Origin of the sequence: Caballeronia sp. INML2 (assembly GCF_023631365.1) — a bacterium.
GTDB lineage: Bacteria > Pseudomonadota > Gammaproteobacteria > Burkholderiales > Burkholderiaceae > Caballeronia > Caballeronia turbans.
This window is the reverse complement of record NZ_JALQDH010000069.1, coordinates 170,300-195,641: the sequence shown is the minus strand read 5'-3', so window position 1 is coordinate 195,641 and position 25,342 is coordinate 170,300. Positions and strand designations below refer to the sequence as shown.

General features: G+C 64.0%; 23 protein-coding genes and 1 pseudogene. 13 read left to right on the top strand and 11 right to left on the bottom strand.

Annotated features, from left to right (window positions below; translation table 11 throughout):
* Nucleotides 1–212 precede the first annotated feature (212 nt).
* The 4 genes from phbB (at nt 213) to NCT32_RS24405 (ending at nt 2,593) form a co-directional block, all read left to right on the top strand.
* On the top strand, nt 213–956 hold the full coding sequence (gene phbB / locus NCT32_RS24420; protein WP_061121960.1) for an acetoacetyl-CoA reductase: 744 nt from the start codon (nt 213–215) through the stop codon (nt 954–956).
* Between the two features lie 113 nt (nt 957–1,069).
* Nucleotides 1,070–1,288 carry a hypothetical protein gene (locus NCT32_RS24415; RefSeq protein WP_061121959.1) on the top strand — a complete coding sequence of 73 codons (219 nt, stop codon included), beginning with the start codon at nt 1,070–1,072 and terminating at the stop codon, nt 1,286–1,288.
* Between the two features lie 169 nt (nt 1,289–1,457).
* Nucleotides 1,458–1,787 (top strand): hypothetical protein, encoded by a 330-nt coding sequence (locus tag NCT32_RS24410; RefSeq protein WP_061121958.1) that lies wholly within the window; start codon nt 1,458–1,460, stop codon nt 1,785–1,787.
* A 146-nt stretch (nt 1,788–1,933) separates the two neighbouring features.
* On the top strand, nt 1,934–2,593 hold the full coding sequence (locus tag NCT32_RS24405; RefSeq protein ID WP_061121957.1) for an HAD family phosphatase: 660 nt from the start codon (nt 1,934–1,936) through the stop codon (nt 2,591–2,593).
* Here NCT32_RS24405 and NCT32_RS24400 read toward each other — a convergent pair.
* Together NCT32_RS24400 and NCT32_RS24395 are read right to left on the bottom strand one after the other, a co-directional pair.
* Nucleotides 2,590–3,036 carry a hypothetical protein gene (locus tag NCT32_RS24400; protein WP_250490602.1) on the bottom strand — a complete coding sequence of 149 codons (447 nt, stop codon included), beginning with the start codon at nt 3,034–3,036 and terminating at the stop codon, nt 2,590–2,592. The genes NCT32_RS24405 and NCT32_RS24400 overlap by 4 nt on opposite strands.
* A gap of 313 nt (nt 3,037–3,349) precedes the next feature.
* Complete coding sequence (locus tag NCT32_RS24395; RefSeq protein ID WP_061121956.1) at nt 3,350–4,444, bottom strand: glycosyl hydrolase; 1,095 nt, start codon at nt 4,442–4,444, stop codon at nt 3,350–3,352.
* 752 nt (nt 4,445–5,196) lie between these two features.
* On the opposite strand from NCT32_RS24395, the gene NCT32_RS24390 reads away from it, so the two are divergent.
* Nucleotides 5,197–5,874 (top strand): CBS domain-containing protein, encoded by a 678-nt coding sequence (locus NCT32_RS24390; protein ID WP_250490601.1) that lies wholly within the window; start codon nt 5,197–5,199, stop codon nt 5,872–5,874.
* Nucleotides 5,875–5,998: 124 nt separating this feature from the next.
* Here NCT32_RS24390 and NCT32_RS24385 read toward each other — a convergent pair whose 3' ends face one another.
* Entirely contained in the window at nt 5,999–6,745 is a 747-nt protein-coding gene (locus NCT32_RS24385; protein ID WP_061121955.1) for an SDR family NAD(P)-dependent oxidoreductase, read from the bottom strand.
* A gap of 170 nt (nt 6,746–6,915) precedes the next feature.
* Here NCT32_RS24385 and NCT32_RS24380 point away from each other — a divergent pair, with 170 nt between their 5' ends.
* The 4 genes from NCT32_RS24380 to NCT32_RS24365 all read left to right on the top strand — a co-directional run bounded on the left by NCT32_RS24380 (nt 6,916) and on the right by NCT32_RS24365 (nt 11,028).
* Complete coding sequence (locus NCT32_RS24380) at nt 6,916–8,292, top strand: hypothetical protein (RefSeq protein ID WP_250490600.1); 1,377 nt, start codon at nt 6,916–6,918, stop codon at nt 8,290–8,292.
* Nucleotides 8,267–8,623: a hypothetical protein gene (locus tag NCT32_RS24375; protein WP_250477754.1), complete on the top strand. Its 357-nt coding sequence runs from the start codon at nt 8,267–8,269 to the stop codon at nt 8,621–8,623. The genes NCT32_RS24380 and NCT32_RS24375 overlap by 26 nt, the downstream gene beginning before the upstream one ends.
* A gap of 728 nt (nt 8,624–9,351) precedes the next feature.
* Nucleotides 9,352–10,566, top strand: a complete 1,215-nt coding sequence (locus NCT32_RS24370) for a serine protease (RefSeq protein ID WP_250490599.1) — start codon at nt 9,352–9,354, stop codon at nt 10,564–10,566.
* A 75-nt stretch (nt 10,567–10,641) separates the two neighbouring features.
* Nucleotides 10,642–11,028, top strand: a complete 387-nt coding sequence (locus NCT32_RS24365) for an META domain-containing protein (protein WP_061119252.1) — start codon at nt 10,642–10,644, stop codon at nt 11,026–11,028.
* 96 nt (nt 11,029–11,124) lie between these two features.
* Here the strand turns inward: NCT32_RS24365 and NCT32_RS24360 are convergent, their stop codons facing one another.
* Nucleotides 11,125–11,433, bottom strand: coding sequence for a DUF4148 domain-containing protein (locus NCT32_RS24360; protein ID WP_061119251.1), 309 nt, complete (start codon nt 11,431–11,433; stop codon nt 11,125–11,127).
* Nucleotides 11,434–11,778: 345 nt separating this feature from the next.
* Between NCT32_RS24360 and NCT32_RS24355 the strand changes: the two genes are divergently transcribed.
* Nucleotides 11,779–15,234 carry a response regulator gene (locus NCT32_RS24355; protein ID WP_061119250.1) on the top strand — a complete coding sequence of 1,152 codons (3,456 nt, stop codon included), beginning with the start codon at nt 11,779–11,781 and terminating at the stop codon, nt 15,232–15,234.
* Here the strand turns inward: NCT32_RS24355 and lpdA are convergent.
* The 7 genes and pseudogenes from lpdA to NCT32_RS24320 form a co-directional block, all read right to left on the bottom strand.
* The gene (lpdA, locus tag NCT32_RS24350; RefSeq protein WP_086961242.1) at nt 15,231–17,003 is read right to left on the bottom strand and encodes a dihydrolipoyl dehydrogenase; all 1,773 of its coding nucleotides are present in this window, start codon (nt 17,001–17,003) and stop codon (nt 15,231–15,233) included. The two genes, NCT32_RS24355 and lpdA, sit on opposite strands and share 4 nt — an antisense overlap.
* Nucleotides 17,004–17,228: 225 nt before the next feature.
* Nucleotides 17,229–17,630, bottom strand: a complete 402-nt coding sequence (locus NCT32_RS24345; RefSeq protein ID WP_061119249.1) for a winged helix-turn-helix domain-containing protein — start codon at nt 17,628–17,630, stop codon at nt 17,229–17,231.
* 57 nt (nt 17,631–17,687) lie between these two features.
* Nucleotides 17,688–17,861, bottom strand: a pseudogene (locus tag NCT32_RS24340) (nitrogen fixation protein NifQ); the annotation flags it as partial.
* Nucleotides 17,862–18,131: 270 nt separating this feature from the next.
* Nucleotides 18,132–19,079, bottom strand: coding sequence for an ABC transporter substrate-binding protein (locus tag NCT32_RS24335; RefSeq protein WP_061119248.1), 948 nt, complete (start codon nt 19,077–19,079; stop codon nt 18,132–18,134).
* A gap of 73 nt (nt 19,080–19,152) precedes the next feature.
* Nucleotides 19,153–20,190 (bottom strand): ABC transporter permease subunit, encoded by a 1,038-nt coding sequence (locus NCT32_RS24330; protein WP_061119247.1) that lies wholly within the window; start codon nt 20,188–20,190, stop codon nt 19,153–19,155.
* A gap of 25 nt (nt 20,191–20,215) precedes the next feature.
* Nucleotides 20,216–21,760, bottom strand: a complete 1,545-nt coding sequence (locus NCT32_RS24325; protein WP_061119246.1) for a sugar ABC transporter ATP-binding protein — start codon at nt 21,758–21,760, stop codon at nt 20,216–20,218.
* A complete protein-coding gene (locus NCT32_RS24320) occupies nt 21,750–22,991 on the bottom strand; it encodes an ROK family transcriptional regulator (protein WP_250477752.1) in 1,242 nt (413 codons plus the stop codon). Before NCT32_RS24320 ends, NCT32_RS24325 begins: the two co-directional genes overlap by 11 nt.
* Before the next feature lie 350 nt (nt 22,992–23,341).
* Between NCT32_RS24320 and NCT32_RS24315 the strand changes: the two genes are divergently transcribed.
* The 3 genes from NCT32_RS24315 (at nt 23,342) to NCT32_RS24305 (ending at nt 25,326) form a co-directional block, all read left to right on the top strand.
* Nucleotides 23,342–23,848 (top strand): GAF domain-containing protein, encoded by a 507-nt coding sequence (locus NCT32_RS24315; protein WP_061119244.1) that lies wholly within the window; start codon nt 23,342–23,344, stop codon nt 23,846–23,848.
* Nucleotides 23,849–23,850: 2 nt separating this feature from the next.
* Complete coding sequence (locus NCT32_RS24310) at nt 23,851–24,255, top strand: DUF302 domain-containing protein (RefSeq protein ID WP_061119274.1); 405 nt, start codon at nt 23,851–23,853, stop codon at nt 24,253–24,255.
* 87 nt (nt 24,256–24,342) lie between these two features.
* On the top strand, nt 24,343–25,326 hold the full coding sequence (locus NCT32_RS24305; RefSeq protein ID WP_061119243.1) for a substrate-binding domain-containing protein: 984 nt from the start codon (nt 24,343–24,345) through the stop codon (nt 25,324–25,326).
* Nucleotides 25,327–25,342: the final 16 nt, after the last annotated feature.

Below are 25,342 nucleotides of genomic sequence, written 5' to 3'. Positions count from 1 at the left end.
CGCGATGCGAAGAAGGGCCTGGCGTCGCTGTGCATCGGCGGCGGCATGGGTGTGGCGCTGGCGGTGGAACGTCTGTAACGAAAGCAAGTACACCGGCGCAGAACACGAGGCCCGACGCGACCTCCACACACTATAAGCGTCGAGGCGAGCTCGCAGCGCCGGTGCCATTCCGAGCTTCATTAACCTGAGAGAAATTGACGAGGAGTATCTGAATGACTAAGCGCATCGCATTGGTGACGGGCGGCATGGGCGGCCTTGGCGAAGCCATCAGCATCAAGCTGCACGACGCCGGTTACGCGGTCGTCGTGACGCATTCGCCGGGCAACGCAAAGGTCGGCGAGTGGCTCGCGAGCATGGATCGCCAGGGCTACAACTTCCGCGCGTACGGCGTGGACGTCGCCGACTATGATTCCGCCCAGCACTGCGTGGCGAAGATCCAGGCCGAAGTCGGCCCGATCGATATCCTCGTGAACAACGCCGGCATCACCCAGGACACGACCTTCAAAAAGATGACAAAGGTGAACTGGGACGCCGTGCTGCGCACCAATCTCGACTCGGTCTTCAACATGACCAAGCCGGTCTGCGAAGAAATGGTGTCGCGCGGCTTTGGCCGCATCATCAATATTTCGTCGGTGAACGGCTCGAAAGGTCAGATCGGCCAGACGAACTACGCGGCCGCGAAAGCCGGCATGCACGGCTTCACGAAGTCCCTCGCGCTCGAAGTCGCGAAGAAGGGCGTCACCGTGAACACGATCTCGCCAGGCTATCTCGCGACCAAGATGGTGACCGCGATCCCGCAGGAGATTCTCGATACGAAGATTCTTCCGCAGATTCCGGCAGGCCGTCTGGGCAAGCCCGAAGAAGTCGCCGCGCTCGTCGCGTTCCTGTGCTCCGACGACGCCGGCTTCGTCACCGGCTCGAACATCGCGATCAACGGCGGCCAGCACATGAGCTGACGCCTGCGTGTGCATCGATAGAACGTCAGTCCTTGCGCGGCGCGTGTTCGTCACGACGTCGCGCATCGAATCAAATCCTCATCCGAAAGCTTCGCTCTCCGACAGACCGCGCCATGAACGACATCCGCGCACGCATGCCTCTCTATAGCGTCGGTCATCTCGATTCGGCGATCGACCATCTCGAGCAAGTGCTGAGCCTCGAAGGCGCGAATTCGCTCTTCTCCAAGACATACTGGCGCGGACGCGTCGTGCAGGCGATCGCCACGCCGGGGCTCGCGCCCTCTCAGCATTCGCGCCTGCAGCGCTTGCTGGATCGTATCGCTCAGGCTTGAACGGGAACAACCGATCGCACACGCGGTCGATCGTGAAAATGCGCGCAGGAAAGCTCGCGTGGCCGCTTGCGCCGGACTCGAATACATCGCGCCTGCCCTGTGATTTGTGAAGAAAATCGCAGGCGCTTGTACCATTCGGGCGGTATCTCAATTTTCACGATCCGCAAGCATGTTCTCTTACTTAAGATCAATGCGCTCGACGCCGCGCGCGCTCGGTGCGCTCTTGCTCGCCTGTCTGCTTGTCGCATGCGGCACGACCAACGGCGTCACGGCCGGTGCGCAACCCAACACTTACACGGTGACCGGCAAGGCGACAGGCACGCGCATGTCGTGGGTGACCGCGCGCAACGCGGCGATGGATGCCGCTGTGGATTACTGCAAGCAACGCTCGCAGCGCGTCGCGATCAAGTCCGAAGCGACGAGCGGCGTGCGCTCCCTCGAAGAACAGACGTCGACCGTTTCGTTCAGTTGCGTGCCTGAGAACGCCGCGCGCGGCTAAGCGATTCTTCAGTCGACATCAGCGTCGCGCGATCGGCTTTGCCTGCTCGACGAGCTCATGCATGCCACGCGCGAGCCGATGGCGTCGTGATAGGCTGCGCCCTTACCGCACTCGGACTCAACCGAACGACAAGGACGAATCAAGCTTTGATCAAAGCCATTTTGTGGGACATGGACGGCACGCTCGCGGAAAGCGAGTCGCTTCATTTGCGCACGCTGATCGCGGCGCTCGCGCGTCATGGCGTGGAGGCGGGCGAAGAGATGCATCCGCTCATCTTCGGGAAGACCGGACGCGAAGTGCATGCACTGTGTTGTGAGCGCTTCGGCTTATCGGTGGATTACGCGGACTGGTCCGCGTTTCGCGCACGCGCCTATCTCGACGGTGCGCCCGCGCTCGTGCCGCGCCCCGGCGCGCTCGACGTGTATCGCGCCGCGAAAGCCGCGGGCATCACGCAGGCAATCGTGTCGAACGCATCGCGCATGCTGCTCGAAGCGAATCTGCGCGCGCTCGGCATCGAAGAGCCATCGCTCGTGACCATCAGCGTCAACGATGTGCGCAACGGCAAGCCGAGCCCCGAGCCATACGAGCGCGCAGCCTGGCTGCTACGTCTGGCCCCCGAAGAAGTGATCGCCGTGGAAGATAGCCCGACCGGCGCGCGTGCCGCAATCGCCGCGCATATGCGTGTTCTGGCGTGGCCTTTCGACGATGAAGGCGCCGCGCTGTTCCCCGCGCAAGCACAGGTCGTGCGATCGCCGCGAGAACTGGCTGAGGCGCTGGGTCTCGATCCGGCGCTGTTCTCAAACTAAGCGGCTCGGTCGTCGAGACCGATCTTGTGAATGTTGGCCGCGTACACCCAGTCGCGCGCCTGACGCTCGACCCGATCCATGAAAGCGGGCGGCCCGCTGCAGTAGATCTGCGTGCTTGCGTGAGTCGGACTCATGGCGAAGGCGCTCGTTTGCGCGGATAGGTCATCCGGCAGGTCGAAATGATGATAGACCTTGCCGTGCTCGCGCAGCGCGTCGAATTCTTCGAGCAGAGCCGCGCGGTCGGCCGATTGCACGAAGTTGTGCACCTCGAATTTGCGCCCCGCCGATGCAAGCCGCCTCGCGATTTCCACGATCGATGCGGCGCCTGTTCCACCGCAATAAAGTATGGATCGCACGCGATCGTCGATAGCGACCGGCGTACTTCGGGGCATGCCGGCGAATGACTCGTCTCGTTCGATGACGGATTGCAGATTGGCGCGCATATCTTCTCCAATAGGGCCTGCGTCTTGCGCAACGGCAAGACCAGGCGGTGTATGGATCGCATGGGAATGGCCGACCCGCAGCTATCGGAAGGGCTGGCTCTCTTGCAGGTTAGGGCGGACCGCATTCGCCGACAAGGCGCTGCGACTGAATACCAGTCATATCGTCGCGCCGATAAGCGCAGAACGGCGTCGTCGGGAAAAGTGCCTGATTTCAGGGCCTGAAACGCCACGAGCGACCACAATGGGTCGCTCGTGAAGAGATGCCGGAAGAGGCGAGAAAACTATTCGACGGGGTGACGGAACCCCGCGCAACTTACATCGGGTGGCCGGCCACGAAGTTCTTGTACGCCCAGTAAGCGGCCTTCGTCGTCTGGCCGTCCGACTTCATCAGACCGAAGTCGCCTTCGTTGTCGTCATAGAGTTCGAACGCCTGGATCGACTGAATGTTGTACTTCGATGCAACGCTCTGGAACTGCGCCATCATCGTATTGCCGGCCATGTAATTCGCGATCTGCTGATCGGTGCCGTAGTTCGGACGCACGCCGAATTCGTTGATCCACACCGGCTTGCCGAACGAATGGAGCACGCCCAGCATGTCGTAACAACCCGTGCCGCCGCATGCGCGCGTCATGTTGCCCTGGTTCGAGTACCAGTGCCACGCGGTGACGTCCCAGCTGACGGTCGGGTGGCCGCGGGTGCCGTCAGGCTGCGAGCCGTCCATCAGCATCTGGAAGAAGGCGTAGTGCAGCCAAGTGCCGTTCACGACGATCTTCGCCGAACCGTCCACCGACTTGACGCCCGCGATCAGGCCACGAATCACGCCGCGCGCGAGGACGTAAGGCTGGTTCCTGTAGTGCGTCCAGCTCGTGCCGTCGACGTTGCCGTTGAGCGCTTGCGCCTCGAGTTCGTTGCCGACTTCGTAGTACTTGTACTTGTATGTTCCCGCAACCTGTTGGCCGAGCGTGTAGGCTGCGTTGTACGCGTCCTGCTCGGAATTGAAGCCGGTGCCGAGCAGGATCACGGGGTACACGGTCACGCCGCTGGCTGCCATCGTTTGCGCCATCTTCGCGATGACCTTCGCCGAGCTCAGGCTGTACACGTCGTTACGATAGATCGTCGCGCCGATGTCCTTCAGTTGCGCGAGCTGCGTCGCTACGGGCGTCGTGTCGTACGCGCCACCGTTCGTGTTCCGGCCGTTGGCGCCGTAGAAGATGGACGTGCTGGTCGCGGCCTTGGCCGTCGATTCGGGCGCGGCGCTCTTTGCGGTTGCGTCGTCGAGGGCGCTGTCACCGCCGCCTCCGCAGGCGGCGAGCAGCACACTCGTGAGAACCGCTGTCGCGATTGCCGCGGCCTTGCGCGCCGAGAAAAAGTTGTAGGTGCGGGCAGAGGTGTGATTTCGATTCGTCATTACAGTTAGCATGGCTAATTGAGTAGCGTAAGGCTCGTAAAATCCGGGACGCTGCTGGACCTGCTCAGTGGTTCACAGTGTGTATCGCGCTATCCGCGCTGCGTTCGGGTGGCATTAATTAGGCCTCCGAACTACGCACCAAGGCCAAATCCGCCTGCCCGACGCCAAAATTGAGGCGCTGAGGAGCAAAGCCGAACGGCACGGAATCACTTAGCTGGTCCAGTGCGCAGTACAGCAAGCGCTCCGGATGGCGGAGTCGGGCAAACGTTTGCGATTGCCCGCTTGGGCCTTACGAAATGACAAGCGAGCTCAGTTCGAAGGCGGCGTCGTCTGGTGTTAGGTGACGTTTGCGCAGTTTCGGTCAGACTTGCCGAAAATATCGGGTCTCTGCGTAACATCGGCAAGCGTTGCCGAAAACCTGACTAACGGCAGCAAGGTTATCGTCTTATGAGATGAATGTAAATCCTGTCAAAGTAAAAAAATCTTTCGTTGCTTCACCGTGGCAGAAAAAATTACTTCGTACGAGTGGAGATTCGTCTGGTCGTCTTTGGCGGTGTATCGCCGCTAGAGATTTTTTATGGTCTGGCCGAATGCATGAACTGCAGCCCGATCTGTTGTATCTTCCAAAAGACTCCGGATGCGGAATCGCATCACGCGCCGGACCACGATGGGCGTGCGCCGCTGGCGTCATCGCTCTGATTCAGAACGCTGTTGTCTGCCCTGGGGAGATGAACGTGCGAGCTGCCGACATCATGACGACATCGATCGTTTCCGCGACGCCCGACATGTCCGTGCGCCAGGCCGCAGGAACGATGGTATTCGCGGGCATCAGCGGGATGCCCGTGATCGACGAGGACGGCAAGCTGCTCGGCATCGTCACGGAGGGCGATCTGATGCATCGCGCGGAGATCGGGACCGGCGCCAGGCAGCGCGCGTGGTGGCTCGAACTGGTGGCATCGACACGTGAACTGGCGAGCCAGTACGTCAAGGAGCACGCGCGCAAGGTCAGGGATGTGATGAGCACCGATGTCGCCACCGTGACCGAAACGTGTCCCGTCGCCGACATTGCCGAGTTGCTAGAACGCAAGCGCATCAAGCGCGTGCCTGTGATGCGCGACGGCAAGGTCGTCGGCGTCGTGAGCCGCGCGAATCTGATCCGGGCGCTCGTGACGATGGCGCCTGAACTACCCGTCGATGCCGATATCAGCGATCACTCGATTCGCGAGGCGGTTCTCGCCGCAATGGCGGACCATCCCTGGGCGCTGCCTCGGGAGAACATCATCGTGGAGAACGGGACCGTGCATCTGTGGACGCGTGTCATGAGCGAGGATGAAGCGAACGCCATTCGCGTGGCGGCCGAGAATGCGCCGGGCGTCAAGGGAGTCGTCACGCACAGCGGTGCGCCCGCAGCCGCCCCGCCGCTGGGCTAGCGGCGCGCTTGGTTCGAAGCCGATCGATCTTTTTGGTGAACCGTTCCAAATCCGGAGCGGCCGATCGACGTTCGCATCCCCCATCCGCTGGAACATCATCGCGCGAGCCTTCAGTCCTCATCGATCAGATGAAGCTCGCGCCGCCGTTGACGGGTATCGTCTGCCCGGTGATGAATGCATTGCCAATGACCATCATCACGACATCCGCGACTTCGCTCGCTTCTCCCAGCCGGCCGACGGGCAGCCTCTGGGCGACGTTCGATGCCTTGAGCGGCCCGGCCATTTCGGTGTCGATCGGCCCGGGCGCAACGGCGTTGACGGTGATGCCGTCGCGCGCGAGCCGGCCTGCATAGCCGCGCGTCAGGCCTTCGAGACCAGCCTTCGATGCGTTGTAATGGATGCCCACGAGACCCGGCCCGCGGGCCGCCGCCGATGACAGATTGACGACGCGGCCCCAGCGCCGCGCGCGCATCCCGCGCAGCACGGCCTGCGTGCACAGAAACGCCGACTTCAGATTGACGGCGAGCGTGCGGTCGAATTCAGCCTCGGTGAGATCGTCGATGTCGATCATCGTCGCGGTGCCGGCGTTGTTCACGAGTATGTCGATAGGGCCGATGCGTTGCTCGACGTCGGCGATCATCGCGTCGACCTCGCCGCTGAGCGATACGTCGGCGCGTACCGCGATCGCGCGGCCGCCGATGCGTTCGATTTCCGCGATGACATCGGCGGCTTCGTTATCGCGCTGGCGATAGTTGACCGCTACGGACGCGCCGCAAGACGCAAGGGCGAGCGAAATCGCGCGGCCAATGCCGCGTGAGCCGCCGGTCACCAGGGCGACGCGGCCGTTCAGGTCGAGGATACGAGCGTGCATGGCGGGGTCCTTTCTCGCGCGTGAGGAGGGGATAGTCCGCGCGCGTCGTGATGATCCTGCTCATCGTGGTCCGGATGCGGGTAACGGTCCGTCTCGCTGATCGATGAAAAAAAACCGATGCCCGGCGAAGGGCATCGGTTCTTCCTTGCACTGCTTGATTAACGGCCGCCGTGGCCGCCGCCACCGTTGCCGCCACCGCCGTGACCGCCGCCGCCATGGCCGCCGCCGCCGTTGCCGCCATTGCCGTTGCCGCCGCTGCCGTTGCCGCCGCTGCCGTTGCCGTTGCCGCCGCTGCCGTTGCCACCATGGCCGCCGCCACCGTTACCGCCACCACCATGGCCGCCGCCACCGTTACCGCCGCCGCCGTTACCGCCGCCGCCGTTACCGCCGCCGCCGTTACCGCCGCCACCGTTGCCGCCGCCACCGTTACCGCCGCCACCATGGCCGCCGCCGCCGTTACCGCCGCCGCCGTTACCGCCGCCACCGTTGCCGCCACCACCATGGCCGCCGCCGTTACCGCCGCCTCCACCGTTACCGCCACCACCATGGCCGCCACCGTTGCCACCGTTGCCACCGTTGCCACCGCCACCGCCGTTACCGCCACCACCATGGCCGCCACCGCCGTTGCCGCCACTGCCGTTGCCGGCGCCACCATGGCCGCCGCCGTTACCGCCACCGCCACCGCCGTTGCCGCCGCCGCCGCCGTTGCCGTTGCCACCACCACCATGGCCGCCGCCGTTGCCACCACCGCCGCCGTCGCCACCGCCGTGACCGCTGCCATGACCACCAGCCGAGCCATTTCCGTGACCACCGTCGCCGTGGCCACCGTCGCCATGACCGCCATCACCGTGGCCACCGTCGCCGTGTCCGCCGTCGCCGTGGCCGCCGTCGCCGTGTCCGCCGTCGCCGTGGCCGACTCCACCATGGCCGTGTCCCCCGTCACCGTCGCCATGACCATGGCCGTCCCCATGGCCATCACCGTGACCGTCGCCGTGGCCATCACCATGACCGTCGCCATGGCCATCGCCGTGACCGTGCCCGTGGCCGTGACCATCGCCATCGCCGTCACCGCCGCCGTGACCATGTCCATGACCATCGCCGTCACCGTCGCCGTGACCATGTCCATGGCCATGACCATCGCCATCACCGTCGCCGTGACCATGTCCATGACCATCGCCATCACCGTCGCCATGACCATGTCCATGACCATCGCCGTCACCGTCGCCGTGACCATGACCATGACCATCGCCGTCACCATCGCCGTGACCATGCCCGTGGCCGTGACCATCGCCATCGCCGTCACCATCGCCGTGACCGTGACCGTGCCCATGACCATGTCCGTGACCATCGCCGCCGGTGTCTCCTCCCGAATCACCGCCGCCGGAATCGCCACCACCCGGGCCCGAGCTGCCGTTGCCGCTCCCGGTCGATCCCGTTCCCTTGCCTCCGCCGCCCGAGTTCGTGCCGCCAGCGCCCGCCGTCGAGCCCGGACCGCTGCTGGCCGAACCCTGTCCCGAGCCGGTGCCTGTCCCGGAACCGCTGCCTGAGCCAGACCCGCTGGAATTTCCGCCGCTCGAGCCCGCACCGGGCGATCCCTGTCCGCCGCGGCCGCCCTCGAGCAAAGGCACGACGGCCGACACCGTATCGACCGTCGGTGTCGTCGACGGCGCTACGCTCGTCGACGAGTCCGTCGCTGCAACCGTCATTACGGCACTGGGGCCGATCAGCACACACCCCTCTGAAGTCTGGTTGCTGCAAGGATTCCCCGCCGTTTGCGCCGACGCGAGATTCGACATGGCCGCCGCGATCACGATCACGCTGAGCTTGATTGCGGTATTGAATTTGAATTTTTTAGGATTACTCATCTGTGCCCCTTGAAGTGTTTCTTCGCCACGCGTCCACCTGGAGAGTCAAACGCGATGTGGGGCAAGAATGACAGGCTGTACGTAGCGTTCTGTGCGGTACGCAACCGGAGGCGAGGGCGTCGTCGTTTCACGCCGTGCGCGAACGCGCAGAGAACGTTTGCGGCCGATTGCGAGCGCCGGAATATGTGCGCCCGTCGCGATCTGGCTCGCCGAAGTCATGACCGGGAATGACGGCCGTTGCGACCGTCCGCGTCGAGCGTCGAAGAAGCAGCCTGATCCGGAAGCCGCGCAGAAGGGGCTTGTCGCTGATTTCGTTTCGAAAGCTGTTTATAGCCTGCGTGTAGGCTATCTGTATGGAAAGGCTGTCGTCAAGCGAGCTCTGTGCAGTGAACCGCATATCCAATCGGACCATGCCCGCGCGGATCAAAAGCAAACGCGCGACCGGTCAGACGACGGAAGGACGCCGACACTATCCGCTGACGAAAGACCAGATCGAGATCGGCGAGAATTTGAACTAGAGTTATTTATTGTTCGCTTTCCTGATCGATTGCACGGCATGCGTTTGAATTCGTCCAAGTTAAGCGCGCGCCGGAACCCGGGTCATCTCCATTCGACGTAAGCAATGACACCCGCAAGCATCTGACGAATCAGACCACGGACATGTTCATAAGAATTAGGAATACCAAACAACGAAAAGTCGATGTTCATCAGACACATCGTATTCATCAACCGGAGGGTGTCATGCAAAGATCGAAACGAGTCGCCTGCGTGGAGGTGACAGCGGTTGTCGCGCTGTCGATAGTGAGCGCAAACGTTGCACATGCGGAAGATGAAGTCATCGTGAATACGAATCCTGCCGCCTCGCGCGCCGCGATGACGGATGTATCGAGTCTCAAGCCGGTCGTCAACGTACTTCTGCCTCCGGACACATCCACGATTGTCCCGAACACCGGTCCGGAACCTTATGCGGCGGGCGTGAACACGCAAAGCGGCATCGTGAGCAATGCGCAGACGAGAGCATATGGCGATTTCGGCATCCCCTATACCACCGGCCGCGTGCAGGACGGCAATCAAAGCGCCTCCGGCACCACGAGCGCGAATTACCTCAGCACGACCTATCCCTATCGCGCGATCGGCAAGCTCACGTTCTCCGCGGGATATTGCACCGCGAGCCTGATTCGCAGAAGCGTCATCGTTACGGCAGCGCACTGCGTCCAGGGGTTCGGCAGCGGGAGCTCGCTCTTCTCGGGCTGGCAGTTCATCCCGGGACATTACGGCGCTTCCGGAGCCACCGCAGCGCAGATCGCGCCTTATGGCAGATGGACCTGGGCCGGGCTCGTGCGGCCATCGACATGGGCGAACGGCACTGACACCGGATCGGGTTCGGCGCGCAACAACGATATCGCGGTGATCGCGATAGCGAAGAACGCATCGAATCAATTCATCGGCGACATCACCGGATATCTGAACTATGGCTGGAACAACTATTCCTTCATATCGTCGTCGAAAACCGGCAATCTTCAGACGGCGGCCGTGACGACCTTCGGCTATCCCGCGTTGCTCGACAGCGGCGCGATCATGCAGCGCACCGATGGCCCGACCTACACGACGACGGTCAGCGGCGCATCGCAACTCTGGCAGGGCAGCAATCTCACGGGCGGCGCAAGCGGCGGACCGTGGATCGTGAACTTCCGGGCACGCGATGCGGTTCTCTCCGGCGGCGCCGTGGTGGGCAATTCGTCGAATCTCGCGATCATCGGCGTGACATCGTGGGGATCGTCCGATCCGAACGCGCCCAAGGATAACTATGCGTCGCAGTTCCGTCAGAACACGCAGTATCCGAACGCCACGTATGGCAATTACGGTTCGGGCAATATCGCATCGCTGCTGAATACGCTGTGCAGCGGTGCGGCGCCCGGCGGCGGTACGTTCGCGTCGCAGGGATATTGCAACTAGCCTCGGCTTCGGTGGCTCGCCGGTTCGAACGGACGACGGGCCATCGTCTCTTTACCTCGACGACAGGAGGACGCGATGCCGCGGCTCCCGAAGACATGGCTGATCGCTGGGGCGTTCTTATGGAGCACGGCGTCGATCGCAGAGCCGTTGAACGTCGCCGACTTGCAGGGAAGCTGGAAACTGATCGCGCCTTCGTCGACAGACGAGAAAGCGCTGCCCCGCTTCACGATCGAAGGACAAGCAATTCAAGGCTTCGACGGCTGCAACGAATTCTCGGGCCGCCTCGACCAGCCGGGAAGCATCGGCTCGACGCGGCGTGGCTGTCCCGAGCACGCGCTGCGGCTGCCGCTCGATATGAGCGATCCGATGCCGCGTCTTCGGTCGGGCAACATCGAAAACGGCACACTGACGCTGCCCGCGGACGCACGGTTTTCCAGGGCTTCATTCAAGAAGACGCCTTGACAGGCAAGCCGGCGAGCGCTTCTCCGACGATGTATCGCGCGATACGCCGCCTCGATCGCCGAGCGCCGATAACCGAGGCGGCTTCACAAAAGAAACCTACTGACTCGCGCCCGCCCCGATGCCGGCCTTCTTCTGCGCGTTCTGAATGTCCTGCGGATAATTCGCGTCGTCGCGCTTCGCAGGGTTGTAGCCCGCATCTTCCAGCTTCTTCAACTCCGCGTTCTTCTTCGCGCGTGCCTGCTTGCGTGCGGCCTTTTTCTCCGCCTTCGTGGCTGGCGCGGTCTGCGTCGTGCCGGTGGCGGTCGTCGCGGCGTTATCCTGCGCGCTCACGAGCGGCGCAATCGTCAGGCCGAAAGCGGACACCATCAACGAGACGGCGAGTCTGCTGCCAAGCGTTGCTTTCATATTCCTCTCCAAAGATAGGTTGATCAACAAGCAACCAGCAATCACTTCCCGGGCCGATGATGCCGTCCTCGTGGCCGCGGCGACACGTATGCCGAATGCCGCCGCGTCATTGTAAGGCGGTACGTTCAAACGTTCAGCGAGCTGAAAGTATCCGAACGAACGTGCCGAAAAGCGATACAGTGCTAACCCGCCGCGCACCGTCCGAGGCCCGCCACGCGGCGAAGCCGAACCGGTTATGATGCGCAGCGGCTGAAACAAGAACTACAACTTTCGCGATCGTCGCGGTCATGGGCGCTGCTTCGAGACATCGGCCGGCGCGACGTTCACGCTTATTCGGAGCTGTCTATGCCATCGCGGTCTGGTGTCGACGAGGCCAGTTTTCGTCGCATTCTCTTTCGCAACATCGCACTGCCGCTCGGCACCGGTGTCGTCACGGCGATCGCGTTCGTCGTGCTCGTGCTGTATCTGCTGTCGGGGATCAACTGGGTCGAGCATTCCGAGCGCGTGATCGGCAACGCGCAGGAAATCGGCCGCCTCGTCAGCGAGAAGGAGAGCGCGATACGCGGCTATCTCATCACCGGCGACGAAGCGTTTCTCGCGCCCTACGAAACCGCGAAGCCGAAGCTCGTCGCGGATATCGACACGCTCGCCGGTCTCGTCTCCGATAACGCACCGCAAGTCGACCGCCTGATTCGCATCCGCGCGTTGCAGGCGCAATGGGACAAGGTCGCCGACAACTTGATCGACGCGCGCCGCCACGCCCAGGATTCATTCGCACTCGTGCGCGCGGGACGCGGCTCGGGCGAACGCGCGGAGACCGAGCGCGAGCTCGCCGCGTTTCTCAACATCGAACAGACGTTGCGGCTGCAGCGCGTGGAGTCCGCGAAGCAACTGACGACCATCACCGTCGCCGTATTTCTGTTTCTGAGTTTGACGTTGTCCGCGATTCTGGCGATCTTCGGCAGGCGCGAGCTGATGCAGCTTTCCAATGCCTTCAGTGCGGCGATCGGCGAACAGGAGCGCCAGACGCGCGCGCTGCAGGAGCAGGCGTGGCTGAAGGAAGGGCAGACGCAGCTCGCGGAAAAAGTGATCGGCCAGCAATCGCTCGCTCAGCTTTGCCAGACGATTCTCGATTTTCTCGCAGACTATCTGAAGGTATCGATGGGCGCGTTCTACGTGCGCGAAGGCGATGGCGCATTGAAGCGCACCGCGAGCTTCGGCTTCGATCCCGACAGCGCGCCGGTGCCGGACTCGCTTGCGGGCGTGAAGAGCCTCGTCGGACAGGCGGTGCACGCGCGCAAGCTGACGAGCATGCACGATGTGCCCGCCGGCTACTGGAAGGTGACCTCGGCGCTCGGCGCGAGCGTGCCCGTCAGTCTCGTCATCGTGCCGATCGAAAACGAAGGCCAGGCGAACGGCGCCATCGAACTCGGTGCGATGCACGCGCTGACCGAGCGCGACCAGCAGTTCCTGAAGACGATCGCGGGCAATGTCGGTGATTACGTCGAGGCGGCGCAGTATCGCGAGCGTCTGCAGCGTGTGCTCGAAGAAACGCAGCAGTTGAATGAAGAGCTGCAGATGCAGCAGGAAGAACTGCGCACGACCAACGAGGAACTCGAGCAGCAGACGACGGCGCTTTCGCAGGCGCAGGCTTATCTCGCGAATCAGAAGGCGGAGCTCGAGCAGACGAACGATCAGCTCGCGGAACAGGCGCGCGTGCTCGACGAACGCAACGTCGCGCTCAATGCCGCGCAGGGCGAACTGGAAACGCGCGCCGAAGCGCTGCAGCGCGCGAGCCGCTACAAGTCGGAGTTCCTCGCGAACATGTCGCACGAACTGCGCACGCCGCTCAACAGTTCGTTGATTCTCGCGAAGCTGCTCGCCGAGAACAAGGCCGGCAATCTTACGAACGATCAGATCAAGTACGCGCAGACGATCTATTCCGCCGGCAACGATCTGCTCAATCTCATCAACGATATTCTCGATCTCTCGAAGGTCGAGGCGGGCAAGCTCGATCTGCATATCGAAGAGGTGCCCTTGCAGCGGATCATGGACACGCTCTCGCGCACGTTCGAGCCGCTCGCCCGGCAGAAGAGGCTCAGGCTCGAGCTTCGCAATGAGATCGATGAATACCCGACGCTCACGACCGATTTCCGGCGCCTCGAGCAGATCCTGAGGAACCTGCTGTCGAACGCGCTGAAATTCACGGATGCGGGCACGGTGTCGCTCACGCTCAAGCGCGCGGGCGGAACAGCAGACAGGGCCACGGTGCAGTTCGTCGTGACGGACACGGGCATCGGCATCGCACCGGACCAGCTCGAAGCGATCTTCGAAGCGTTCCAGCAAGCCGACGGAACCACGAGCCGCCATTACGGCGGCACGGGTCTCGGCCTGTCGATTTCGCGCAGCCTTGCGCATCTGCTCGGCGGCGATATCGCAGTGCGCAGCGCGCAGGGCACCGGCAGCACGTTCACGCTGACGATGCCCGTCGCTTACGGCGCGGGCGCGTTGCCGGTTGCGGTCGAGCAGGCGCCGGCCGCCATCGACGAACCTGCGCCGGCCGGGGAGCCGATCGAAGTGGTCCACGTCATCGACGACGATCGCACCGACTCCGCCCCCGGCCGCCGCCTCGTTCTCGTCGTTGAAGACGAACCGGACTTCGCGCAGGTGCTGCTCGATCTCGCGCACGAACTGGGTTATCGCTGCATCGTGAGCGGGACGGCGAGCGAGGCGCTCAAGCTCGCGCAGGACAGCGCCCCGAAGGCAATCCTGCTCGACATCGGCCTGCCGGATCGCTCGGGGCTCGTGGTATTGCAGGAACTCAAGGCGAATCCGAAGACGCGGCACATTCCGGTGCATGTCGTGTCGGCATCGGACAGAAGCGAGGCCGCGCTACATCTCGGCGCGATCGGTCACGCGGTGAAGCCCACCACGCGCGAGCAACTGACGGCGATCTTCCAGCGGCTCGAAGAGAAGAGCAGCCAGAAAATCAAGCGCGTGCTGCTCGTCGAGGACGATGCGCGGCAGCGTCAGAGCATCGTCGAGCTGATCAGCGATACGGATGTGGAAATCACGCCGGTCGAGTTCGGCCGCGAGGCGCTCGAACTGCTGAAGACGACGATTTTCGACTGCATGATCATCGACCTGAAGCTGCCCGACATGCACGGCGGCGACCTGCTGCGGCAGATGGCCGGCATCGACGCGTATTCGTTCCCGCCGGTGATCGTCTACACGGGGCGCAACCTCACGCACGACGAGGAAGCGGAACTCATGCGCTACTCGCAGTCGATCATCATCAAGGGCGCGCGCTCGCCGGAGCGGTTGCTCGACGAGGTGACGCTGTTCCTGCACAAGGTCGAAACGGACTTGTCGGCGGATCGCCAGGCGATGCTGCACGTCTCGCGCGCGCGCGATCGCGTGCTCGATGGCCGCCGCGTGCTGCTCGTCGATGACGATATCCGCAACATCTTCTCGCTATCGAGCGCGCTGGAGCATCAGGGGCTGAAGGTGGATATCGGCCGCAACGGCTTCGAGGCGATCGAAGCGCTCGACAAGCATCCCGACATCGACGTCGTGCTGATGGACGTGATGATGCCCGGCATGGACGGACTCGAAGCGACACGGCACATCCGCGAGGACGCGCGTTTCAGGAAGCTGCCGATCATCGCGATCACGGCGAAGGCGATGAAGGACGATCAGGAGCAATGTCTCGCGGCGGGCGCGAGCGATTATCTGGCGAAGCCGATCGACATCGACCGGCTTTACTCGCTGCTGCGCGTGTGGATGCCGAGGCGCGTCTAAATATTCAGGGCGCGCTTGTCGACGGCGAGCGCGGCCTCGCGCATCACTTCCGACAACGACGGATGCGGATGGCAAATGCGCCCGATATCCTCGCTCGCCGCCTTGAATTCCATCGCCACGACCGCTTCGGCGATCAGGTCCGACGCGTTTGCCGAGATGATGTGCACGCCGAGAATTTCGTCGGTTTTCGCATCGGCGATGATCTTGATGAAGCCGTCCGTCTCGCCGATACCCATCGCGCGGCCGTTCGCGAGCATCGGGAACTGGCCGGCCTTGATCGCGCGGCCTTCGGCCTTCAGCGCCTGCTCCGTCTGCCCGACCCACGCGATTTCCGGATGCGTGTAGATCACCCACGGAATGCAGTTGTAGTCGATGTGCGGCTTCTGACCGTCGATGATCTCCGCCACCAGCACGCCTTCGTCTTCGGCTTTGTGCGCGAGCATCGGGCCGCGCACCACATCGCCGATCGCGTAGACGTTCGGGACTTTCGTCGCGCAATGACCGTCGACGGGAATGAAGCCGCGTTCGTCGGCTGACAGGCCGATGGAATCGAGGCCGAGATCGTCCGTGTTCGGCACGCGGCCGATCGACACGATCAGGCGGTCCGCCTCCAGCGTCTGCGCATTGCCGTCCTTGTCCTCGTAGGAAATGGAGACGCTCGAATCCGTCGTCTGCACGCCGCCGATTTTCACGCCGAGGTGAATCGTCAGACCTTGCTTCTTGAAGAGCTTCGCGGCTTCCTTTTGCAGCGCGGCATCGGTCGTGCCGAGAAATTCGGGCAGCGCTTCGAGAATCGTCACTTCCGCGCCGAGCCTGCGCCACACGGAGCCGAGCTCCAGCCCGATCACGCCCGCGCCGATCACGGCGAGCTTCTTCGGCACCGAGGTGAAAGCGAGCGCGCCTTCGTTGTCGGAGACGATCTTGTTGTCGACCGGCACGTTCGGCAGATGACGCGCCTTCGAGCCCGTCGCGATGATCACGTGTTGCGCGGTGTGGCTTTCGCTCTTGCCGTCGCCGCTCACGTCGATCTTGAAGTTGGCGCCGTCTTTGCCCGCGAGCTTGCCGTGACCTTTGAGCCACGTGATCTTGTTCTTGCGAAACAGGAACTCGACGCCGCCCGTGATCTTCTCGACGATCGCTTCCTTGCGCCCGACCATCTTGTCGACGTCGACGGCAAGGTTGTCCATCGTGATGCCGAGATCGCCGAAATGCAGTTGGGCCTTCTCGAATTGCTCGCTCGATGCGAGCAGCGCCTTCGACGGAATGCAGCCGACGTTCAGGCACGTTCCGCCGAGCTTGGGCTTGCCGGCGTGGTTGATCCATTCCTCGACGCACGCGACCTTGCGGCCGAGCTGCGCGGCGCGGATCGCGGCGATATAGCCGCCGGGGCCGGAGCCGATAACGATGACATCGAAGTCGGCCTTCTGGTCTGAAGCGGCGGCGGGGGCGGGCGCGGCGGCGCTCGCCTGCGCGGGTTGAACGGCGGGCTTTTCCGGTGCGGGGGCGGGTGCAGCGGCGGACGCCTTCGCTTCCGTATCGATGATCGCGAGCAGTTCGTCGGCGTGCACGATGTCGCCTTCCTTCTTCACCACTTCCGCAAGCGTGCCGGCGGCGGGCGCGGGCACTTCGAGCACCACCTTGTCCGTTTCCAGTTCGACGAGGATTTCGTCTTGCGTCACCGCGTCGCCCGCTTTCTTCTTCCACGGCAACATCGTCGCTTCGGTGACGGATTCGGAAAGCTGCGGAACCTTGACTTCAACCCTGGCCATTCAGATTCTCCTTGTGGGCGATTTCTCGCGATTGGAAACGTCAGGCGTTGCGTGTTTCGCGGATGCGGCTTTGCGGGCCGGGCCGGCGCGCCGAAGTCGTAGGATACGCCCTGTCCGGAGCCTGCGCGCGGGATGCTTCGTGGAGTTCGTCGCGCGGCCAGGCGCGAGCGCGCAGAACACGCACGCGAGCGCACCGCCGCCGTCGGCGTTCTGCCTGTGACACGGTCAGGGCTTGAGCAACTGCGTGAGCGATTCAATCTGCGCGGCGCAGGCCGCTTGCGCCTGCGTTTCGACATCGCGATAAAGCCGGATGATGCTCTCGCCGACCGGCGTTAGCACGCAGCCGCCGCCGCTTTGGCCGCCTTGTTCGGAAATGGTCGCGGGCGTTTTGAGCGAACGATTGAGTTCGTCGATGAGCAACCACGCGCGCCGGTACGACATGTCGAGACTGCGCGCTGCCGCCGATATCGAGCCGTGCTTGCGCACCGCTTCCAGCAGCGAAATCTTGCCCGGCCCAATGGCGATCGTTTCGCCTTTCGTGATGCGCATGCGAAAGCGAACTTCGGCCGGCTGACCCGCCGTGCCCGTCTCCTTCGCGCGTTCCGTCGTTTTGAGGGTTGTCGCCATGCCCGAGAGAATACACGAAGGAAATCGGACGGGCGTTTCATTGCGGCGGCGCCGGTGTTATCGGTTGTGCGGATAGCAAAAGGCGAAATCCTCGCATCCGGGACAGCCCGGCGCCCATGTCGGCGCGGCGACTCTCGCGAGCGCGACTTGCCGCACGAGACACTTCTTCCAGCGCAGGTTCGCGACGTTGCGTGCGATGAGATCGGGATAGTGACGCGCGAGCATGCCGGTGACGTCGTCGCGTCAAAAGAGGCCGAGGTCGCGCCACAGATGACCGGGCCGCAGCGACGCTGCGGAAATGATCATCGCACGCGAAGTCGCGCAATGCGGCAAGATCGAGCTTCTCGAAACGCGGCCGGTCGACGGTCGTCGCCGACGGTTTCGAAGCGCCGCGGGGCGTCGCGGTGGACGTGGCGCGCAAGCGCCTGATCGCGGTGGACCGGTCGAGCGCGCCGGACACGCCGAGCGCGCTGCGAGTCGTGCCGATCAGATGTCGATGCCTTAGCGCGGCGACGACCAGCCCTTGTAGCTGCCGACGTTCTCCCGCGTGACGAGCGTGGACGGCAAGAGAATCGTCGTGTTGCTCGGCTTCTTGCCGTTCATGAGGTCATAGCCTACGCTCACCGCCTGCTGCGCCATCGCCCACGGATCCTGACTCGCCGATGCCTGGACCATCGTGTCGGACTTGAGCGCCGTCTCGATATCGGGCGCGCCGTCGACCGAGGTGATCACGATGTTGTTCCGGTGCAGCTGCTTCGCCGCGAGGTCCGTGCCGATCGCTTGCGGATCGTTGATAGCGAACACGCCGTCGAGTTTGGGGAAGCGCGTGAGATATCCCTGCATCGCGTTCATGCCGCCTTCGCGCGAGCCTTTCGCGTCCTGATCGTCGGACAGGATCTTGATGCCCGGATTCTTCGCGAGCACGGACTTGCAGCCGTTCACGCGATCGATCACCGCCGACACCTGCGGCCCGTTCTCGATCACGACGTTGCCCTTGCCGTTGAGCTTCTTCGCCAGAAAATCGCAGGAGATTTCGCCGGCCTGCACGTTGTTGGTCTGCACGGTTGCGTCCGCGCCCGCCGCCGCGACGTCGACCGCGATCACGACGATGCCCGCCTTCTGCGCCTTCTTCACGGCCGGCTCGATCGCTTTCGGATCGACGGCGTTCAGCAGAATCAGATCGACGTGAGCCGAGATGAAGTTGTCGATCTGCGTGAACTGCTTGTTCATGTCGTAGTCCGACGACACCGCCTGCACCTTGGCATTCGGGTTGATCGCCTTGGCCTTCGCTTCCGCGCCCCTCGAGATGGTGACGAAGTACGGGTTGCCGAGCGAGCCGACCGTGATGCCGACGGATTTCAGTTGCTTGTCGGCGGCGTGCGCGGATAGCGACAGGGTAAAACCGAGAGCGAGTGCGACGCTGGCGAAAAGCTTATTGTGTTTGCGCATGTTTGTTGTCTCCAGTTGGTCCTTTTTTCGAGGGCGGGCGCACGCGGACCCGAATGCGCCCGAATAGCGGAAATCAGGTGCGAGCCGAGCCGCGTTGACGGTAACGATCGAGCGCCACCGCGCCGATGATCACGAGGCCCTTGATGATGTACTGCCAGATATCCGACACGCCGAGCAGCACGAGACCGTTCGTCAGCACCGCGATGATGAGCGCGCCGACCAGCGTGCCGACGATCGAGCCCACGCCGCCGACGAAGCTCGTGCCGCCGAGGATGACCGCGGCGATCGCATCGAGTTCGTACGACTGGCCGAGCTGCAGGCCGTTCGCGGCATAGAGGCGTGCGGCCGACATCACGGCGCCGAGCCCGGCGAGCAAGCCCGAGATCGCGTAGACGAAGAGCTGGATGCCCCACACCTTGATACCCGAAAGACGCGCCGCTTCCGGATTGCCGCCGACCGAATAAATGCGCAGGCCGAGCACCGTGCGGCGCAGCACGAACCACGACACGATCACAACCGCAATCGCGATGATCACGAGCCAGGGCACGCCGAAGAGCGTGTCGTTGCCGATGAACGCGAACGACAGTTGCGGATTGAAGATGGTCGTGTCGTGACCGATGAGCCGCGCGATGCCGCGCACCGCGGTGAGCGAGCCGAGCGTCACGATGAACGGCGGCAGTCTCAGGAGCGCGATCAGCAGACCGTTGATGACGCCGAAGCCGAGGCCGACCGCGAGCGCCGCCGGAATGCCGAGCCATCCCCAGCCCGGAATATTCGATGCGAGCAGCGCGGTGACCGCCGCCGCCGAGAGCACCGAGCCGACCGACAGATCGATGCCGCCCGTCAGAATGACGAAGGTCATGCCCGCCGCGAGCACGATGTTGATCGATGCCTGCTGCGCGACGATCGACAGGTTCTGGAAGCTGAAGAAGCCGTCCGTCACGATGCCGAAGCCAATGCACAGCAGGATCAGCACGGGCAGCATGCCCGCGGTGCGCATCAGCACCTGCATGCGTTCGCGATGCTCGATGCGGCTCTGCCGTTGCGTCGTGCTCTCGGCCTTCGCAACCGGCGCGTTGCCCGTTTCGTGGTGTTTCGTCGTGTTTGCCATGTCTCTCTCCGATTCCCTTGGTGTCTCAAGCCGCCTGATCGAGCGCGACCTTCGAGCCCGTCGCCAGTTCGATAATCCCTTCCTGTGAGATCGGCGTGCCGGAATGGCCGCCGAGTTCGCCCGCGATTTCGCCTTCGCGCATCACGAGCACGCGGTCCGCCACGCCGATGACTTCCGGCAGCTCGCTCGAGATGACGATCACGCCGACGCCGGAGCGCGCGAGATCGTTGATGATTCGATAAATCTCCGACTTCGCGCCGATATCGACGCCGCGCGTCGGCTCGTCGAGGATCAGCACGTCGGGCTTGGTTTCGAGCAGACGCGACAGCAGCACCTTCTGCTGATTGCCGCCCGACAGCGCGCCCACGTTCACGCGCATGTTCGGCACGCGGATGGTGAGTGCGGCGATCGCGTCCTTTGCGCGCGTGTTGCCGCGCGGAAGATCCATCACGCCGGCTTTCGCGTCGCGCCCGGCGACCGTGATGTTGATGTTGTCGCGCACGCTCATGTCGAGGAAGAGGCCCTGGCCCTTGCGGTCTTCGGTGAGATAGACGAGCCCCGCGTCGATCGCGTCGCGCGGCGTGCGCAGCTTCACCGGCTTGCCGTGCATCGACACTTCGCCGCGCGTCTTTTCTTCCGCGCCGAAGATGAGGCGCGCAAGCTCCGTGCGCCCCGCGCCGACGAGCCCCGCGATGCCCAGCACTTCGCCCTTGTGCAGGTCGAGGCTGCATCCCTTCACGCGATTGTTGTCGGCGATATCGCGCACGGACAGCACGACGTTGCCCGGATCGTAGGGCGCGTGCTGCTTCTTGTAGAAACCGGAGATGTCGCGGCCGACCATCATCTTCACGAGGCTGTCGGCGGACAGATCTTCGCGCATCAGCGTGCCGACGTACGATCCGTCGCGCAGCACCGAGACGCGATCCGACAGTTCGTAGATCTCCGCCATCCGGTGACTGATGTAGATGATCGCGATGCCTTCCTCGCGCAACCGCCGCACGAGCTCGAAAAGACGGTCTGTTTCGCGCGACGAAAGCGGCGTGGTCGGCTCGTCCATCACGAGGATGCGCGCCTGCGCATGCACGGCGCGTGCGATTTCGACCAGTTGCCGCTCCGCGATCGACAGGTCGCCGACGAGCGTGTGCGGCTTGAAGCTCGCGCCGAGGCGCTTGAGCACGTCCTCGCAGCCGCGCTCCATGCCTTTGCGGTCGACCAGCCCGCCGCGCCGCAACTCGCGTCCCGCGTGGATGTTCTCCGCGACGGAGAGATTCGGCGCGAGGCTCAGCTCCTGATAGATCACGGCGACACCGAGCGCGCGCGCGGCGAGCGGCCCGTCGATGGTGACCGGCTTGCCGTCGATGAGAATCTGGCCGCCCGCATCGGCCTGATAGGCGCCCGACAGGATTTTCATCAGCGTGGACTTGCCCGCGCCGTTTTCGCCCATCAACGAGTGCACTTCGCCGGGATAGACGGACAGACGCACGTCGTTGAGCGCGCGCACGCCGGGAAAGGTCTTGCTGATGCCGCGCATCTCGAGAAGCGGCGGTCGGCTGGAAGGGTCATGCGGCATGGTTCACCTCTTGCGTTTTGATGCCCGCGTGGCGAATGGCCGCGCGAGGTGAGAAGTTGAAGAACATCGGCAGCGTGGCCGCGCCGATCGCGCCCGCATCCGGGCCGAAGGAGCCGCGCACGAGCGTCGGGGTGCCGCGCGCTTCGGGCGCGTTGGCGGCGAGCGTGGTCGAGAGGCGCTTGACGAGCTTGTCGAGCAGGCCGCCGTCGATGTCGGCATCGATCACGACCATCGGCACGTCGAGCACGCAGAGCGTCGCGCGCAGGGCGGGCGCGAGCGCCTCGATGCAGTCGTCGATCCATTCGTCGACGGCGGGAAGATGCCGCTCGATGCACGCCTGCAAGTCGATGCGGTTGTCCGCGGCCGCGCCGCAGTAGTTGAGATGGCGCACGAGCGCGTTCAGCGACGCCCGCGACAGCAGGATGTCCCACTGGCCTGCGGGCTGCGGGGCGGACGGCAGGCGGCTCGGCGGCACGGGAATCACGCCGATATCGCCCGCGTTGCCCGACGCGCCCCGCAGACAGTCGCCGTTGATCGCGATGCCGCCGCCGATCGCCGAGCCGAGGAACAGATAGACGAAGTCGTCGCAGCGTCGGCCGTGCCCGTAGAAAAGCTCGGCGGTCGCGGCGGCGTTACCGTCGTTTTCGCTGAAGACGGGCAGTGAGAGCGCGCGGCTGAGTTCATCGGCGAAATCGGTTTCGTCCCATGCGCGGAAGGTTTCGGCGGGCAGGCCGAGTTCGCGCAGCCAGCTTCCGAGATTGAACGGCTGCGCGATGCCGACGCCCGCCAGCCGCTCGCGCTCCGGGGCGGAGAGCAGGTCGAGCATCTTCCCGATGTCGCGCCGCACGATCTCGAGCACCTCTGAGGGATGCGGCAGCACGGCATCGAGTGCGCTGCGCGCGAGCACGTCGCCGGCGAAATTGACGAGCACGGTCTCGATGCCCGTGCGATCCAGCCGCACGCCGATGCCGAACGCGCCGCGCGGATCGAGCCGGATCAGCGACGCGGGCTGGCCGCGCTGGCCTTCGAGACGGCGCCCGGTGTATTCGATCAGTCCCGCATTTTCGAGCGACTCGACGATGCTGCCGACCGCCGTGCTCGTGAGATTCGCGTGACGCGCGAGCTCGGCTTTGGATGCCGGCTCGGTGCGCCGAAGCGCCTGCAAAAGCAGCCGCTCGTTGTATCGGCGCACGGTCGCGGAGTTGCTGCCTCTGCCGCTTGGGGATTTCACGCGCTGTCTCCGAAGGACGGCCATCGAATCGCGGCCATTAATTAAATCAAGTTGATTTATTTAAGACTGGCAGCACTTTGAAGTAAAGAAGGGAAATCCCGGAGCTGCTTTTTTAAGTACGCTTTGAAGAGGCCATCGCATGACGCGCGATGCCCGGTCGCCGCAAATCGCGGACCCGGTGCGCTTCCACACTAGGCGATGCAATCGCCAGTGCCAAGCCGCGCGCCGAAGCTTTCCGGCGAGCTTACGTGTGACCAGAAACCAGCTTTCGGTGAGCGGCGCCCGCGAAGCGGCGGGTGGATCGATGTGCTATCGTCGGCGACACTTTTCGACATTTTCTCCGCCGCGTCATGTTCTCGCTTTCCCAAGCTACGCACGCCAGCAAGGCCGCGCAATACGACGACCTGCTGCAGCAAGCCCGCGCGCTCATCGCCGATGAAAACGACTTCATCGCCAATGCCGCAAATTTTTCCTCGCTCGTCTATCACACGCTGCCCGATCTGAACTGGGCCGGCTTTTATCTCTTCGATGGCGCGGAGCTCGTCGTCGGGCCGTTTCAGGGCAAGCCGGCGTGCGTGCGCATCGCGCTCGGACGCGGCGTCTGCGGCACGGCGGCGCGTGAGCGGCGCACGCAGGTCGTGCCGGATGTGCATGCGTTTCCGGGCCATATCGCGTGCGATTCGGCGTCTCGCTCGGAGATCGTCGTGCCGCTCGTCGCGAGCGATGGCACGCTGATCGGCGTGTGGGATGTCGACAGCCCCGTGCCGAACCGCTTCGACGATGAAGACGCGCTCGGCATGGAAGCGCTGTGCACGGCGTTCGTCGCGCTCGCCTGGAGCGGGCGGGCGAAGCGCTGAAAATGACGTCCACAGGGCCGCTCGACAACAACGGTGTCGTCACGATTGCGAGCGCGCACGGAGCCGTTGCGGCCGCCGACAGGCTCGAAGCGTTGATCCGCGCGCGCGGTCTGATGCTCTTCGCGCGCATCGACTTCAGCGGCGACGCGGCGCGCGCCGGCCTCACGATGCCGCCGAGCCAGTTGCTCGTGTTCGGCAATCCGCAGGCGGGTACGCCGCTCATGCAGGCCGTGCCGACTGCCGCGCTCGATTTGCCCCTCAAGGTGCTGTCATGGGAAGACGCCAACGGCCGCGCGTGGCTGTCCTATAACGCGACGGAGTATCTGCGCGCGCGCCATGGACTCGACGCCGACGCGATGAAGCCCGTCAGCGGCGTGGCCGCGCTCGTGGAAGCGGCGGCGCGCTGAAACCCAGGCCTTGCCGGCGGTGGGGCCGCGTTCGGCGGCCCGGCGCCTGCGTCTACAATGGGACGTTTTCATCCGTCTCAACAGTTCATGACGAGCCTTGTTCGCCGACGCCTGCTTGCCGCTTGCGCCCTGAGCGCGTGCGGGTTTGCGCCTGCGCGCGACGTGCGCGCGGCGTCGGACAAGGCCAGCGTCGCGCTCGTCATGAAGTCGCTGAACGATCCGTTCGTCGTGTCGATGATCGAAGGCGCGCGGAACTACCAGCGGCATTACGCATCGCAACTCGACCTCGCGACGAACGGCACGCTCACCGACAACGACGTGGCCGGGCAGGCGCACATCGTCGAAACGCTCATCGAGGGGAAAGTCAACGCGATCGTCATCGCGCCCGCGGACTCGAAGGCGCTTCTGCCCGCGGCCGCGAAGGCCGTCGCGGCGGGCATCATCGTGATCGCGATCGACAATCCATTCGACGAAGCCGCCCAGGAAGCGGCGAACATCACGATTCCGTTCGTCGGGCCGGACAGCCGGCGCGGGGCGAAGCTCGTCGGCGCGTATCTCGGCTCGAAGCTGAAGGCGGGCGACGAGGTCGGCATCATCGAGGGGCCGTCGAACGATCTCAACGCGCGGCAGCGCACGCTCGGCTTCAAAGAGACGATGAACGCGGCGGGCATGCGTATCGCCGATACGGCCAGCGGCGACTGGACCGTGGCGAGCGGCAAGTCGGTCGCGTTGCAGATGCTGTATGCGCATCCGGACGTGCGGGGCCTGCTCTGCGCGAACGACAATATCGCGATGGGCGCCATCGACGCGATTCGCATTGCCGGCAAGAAGGGCCGCGTGCTGGTGACGGGCTACAACAACATCGATGCCGTGCAGCCGATGCTCGATGACGGCCGCCTGCTCGCGACAGTCGAGCAGTTCGGCGCGCGGCAGGCGGTGTTCGGCGTGGACGTCGCGGTGAAGGCGTTGCTCGAGAAGCGGCGGCAAAGGGATTTGTCGCCGTACATGGAGACGCCGGTTCAACTGGTGACGAAGGCGCAGGCGAAGGGGTTTCGGTTCGGGGCGTCGTGAGGCGCTCCGGACGCGC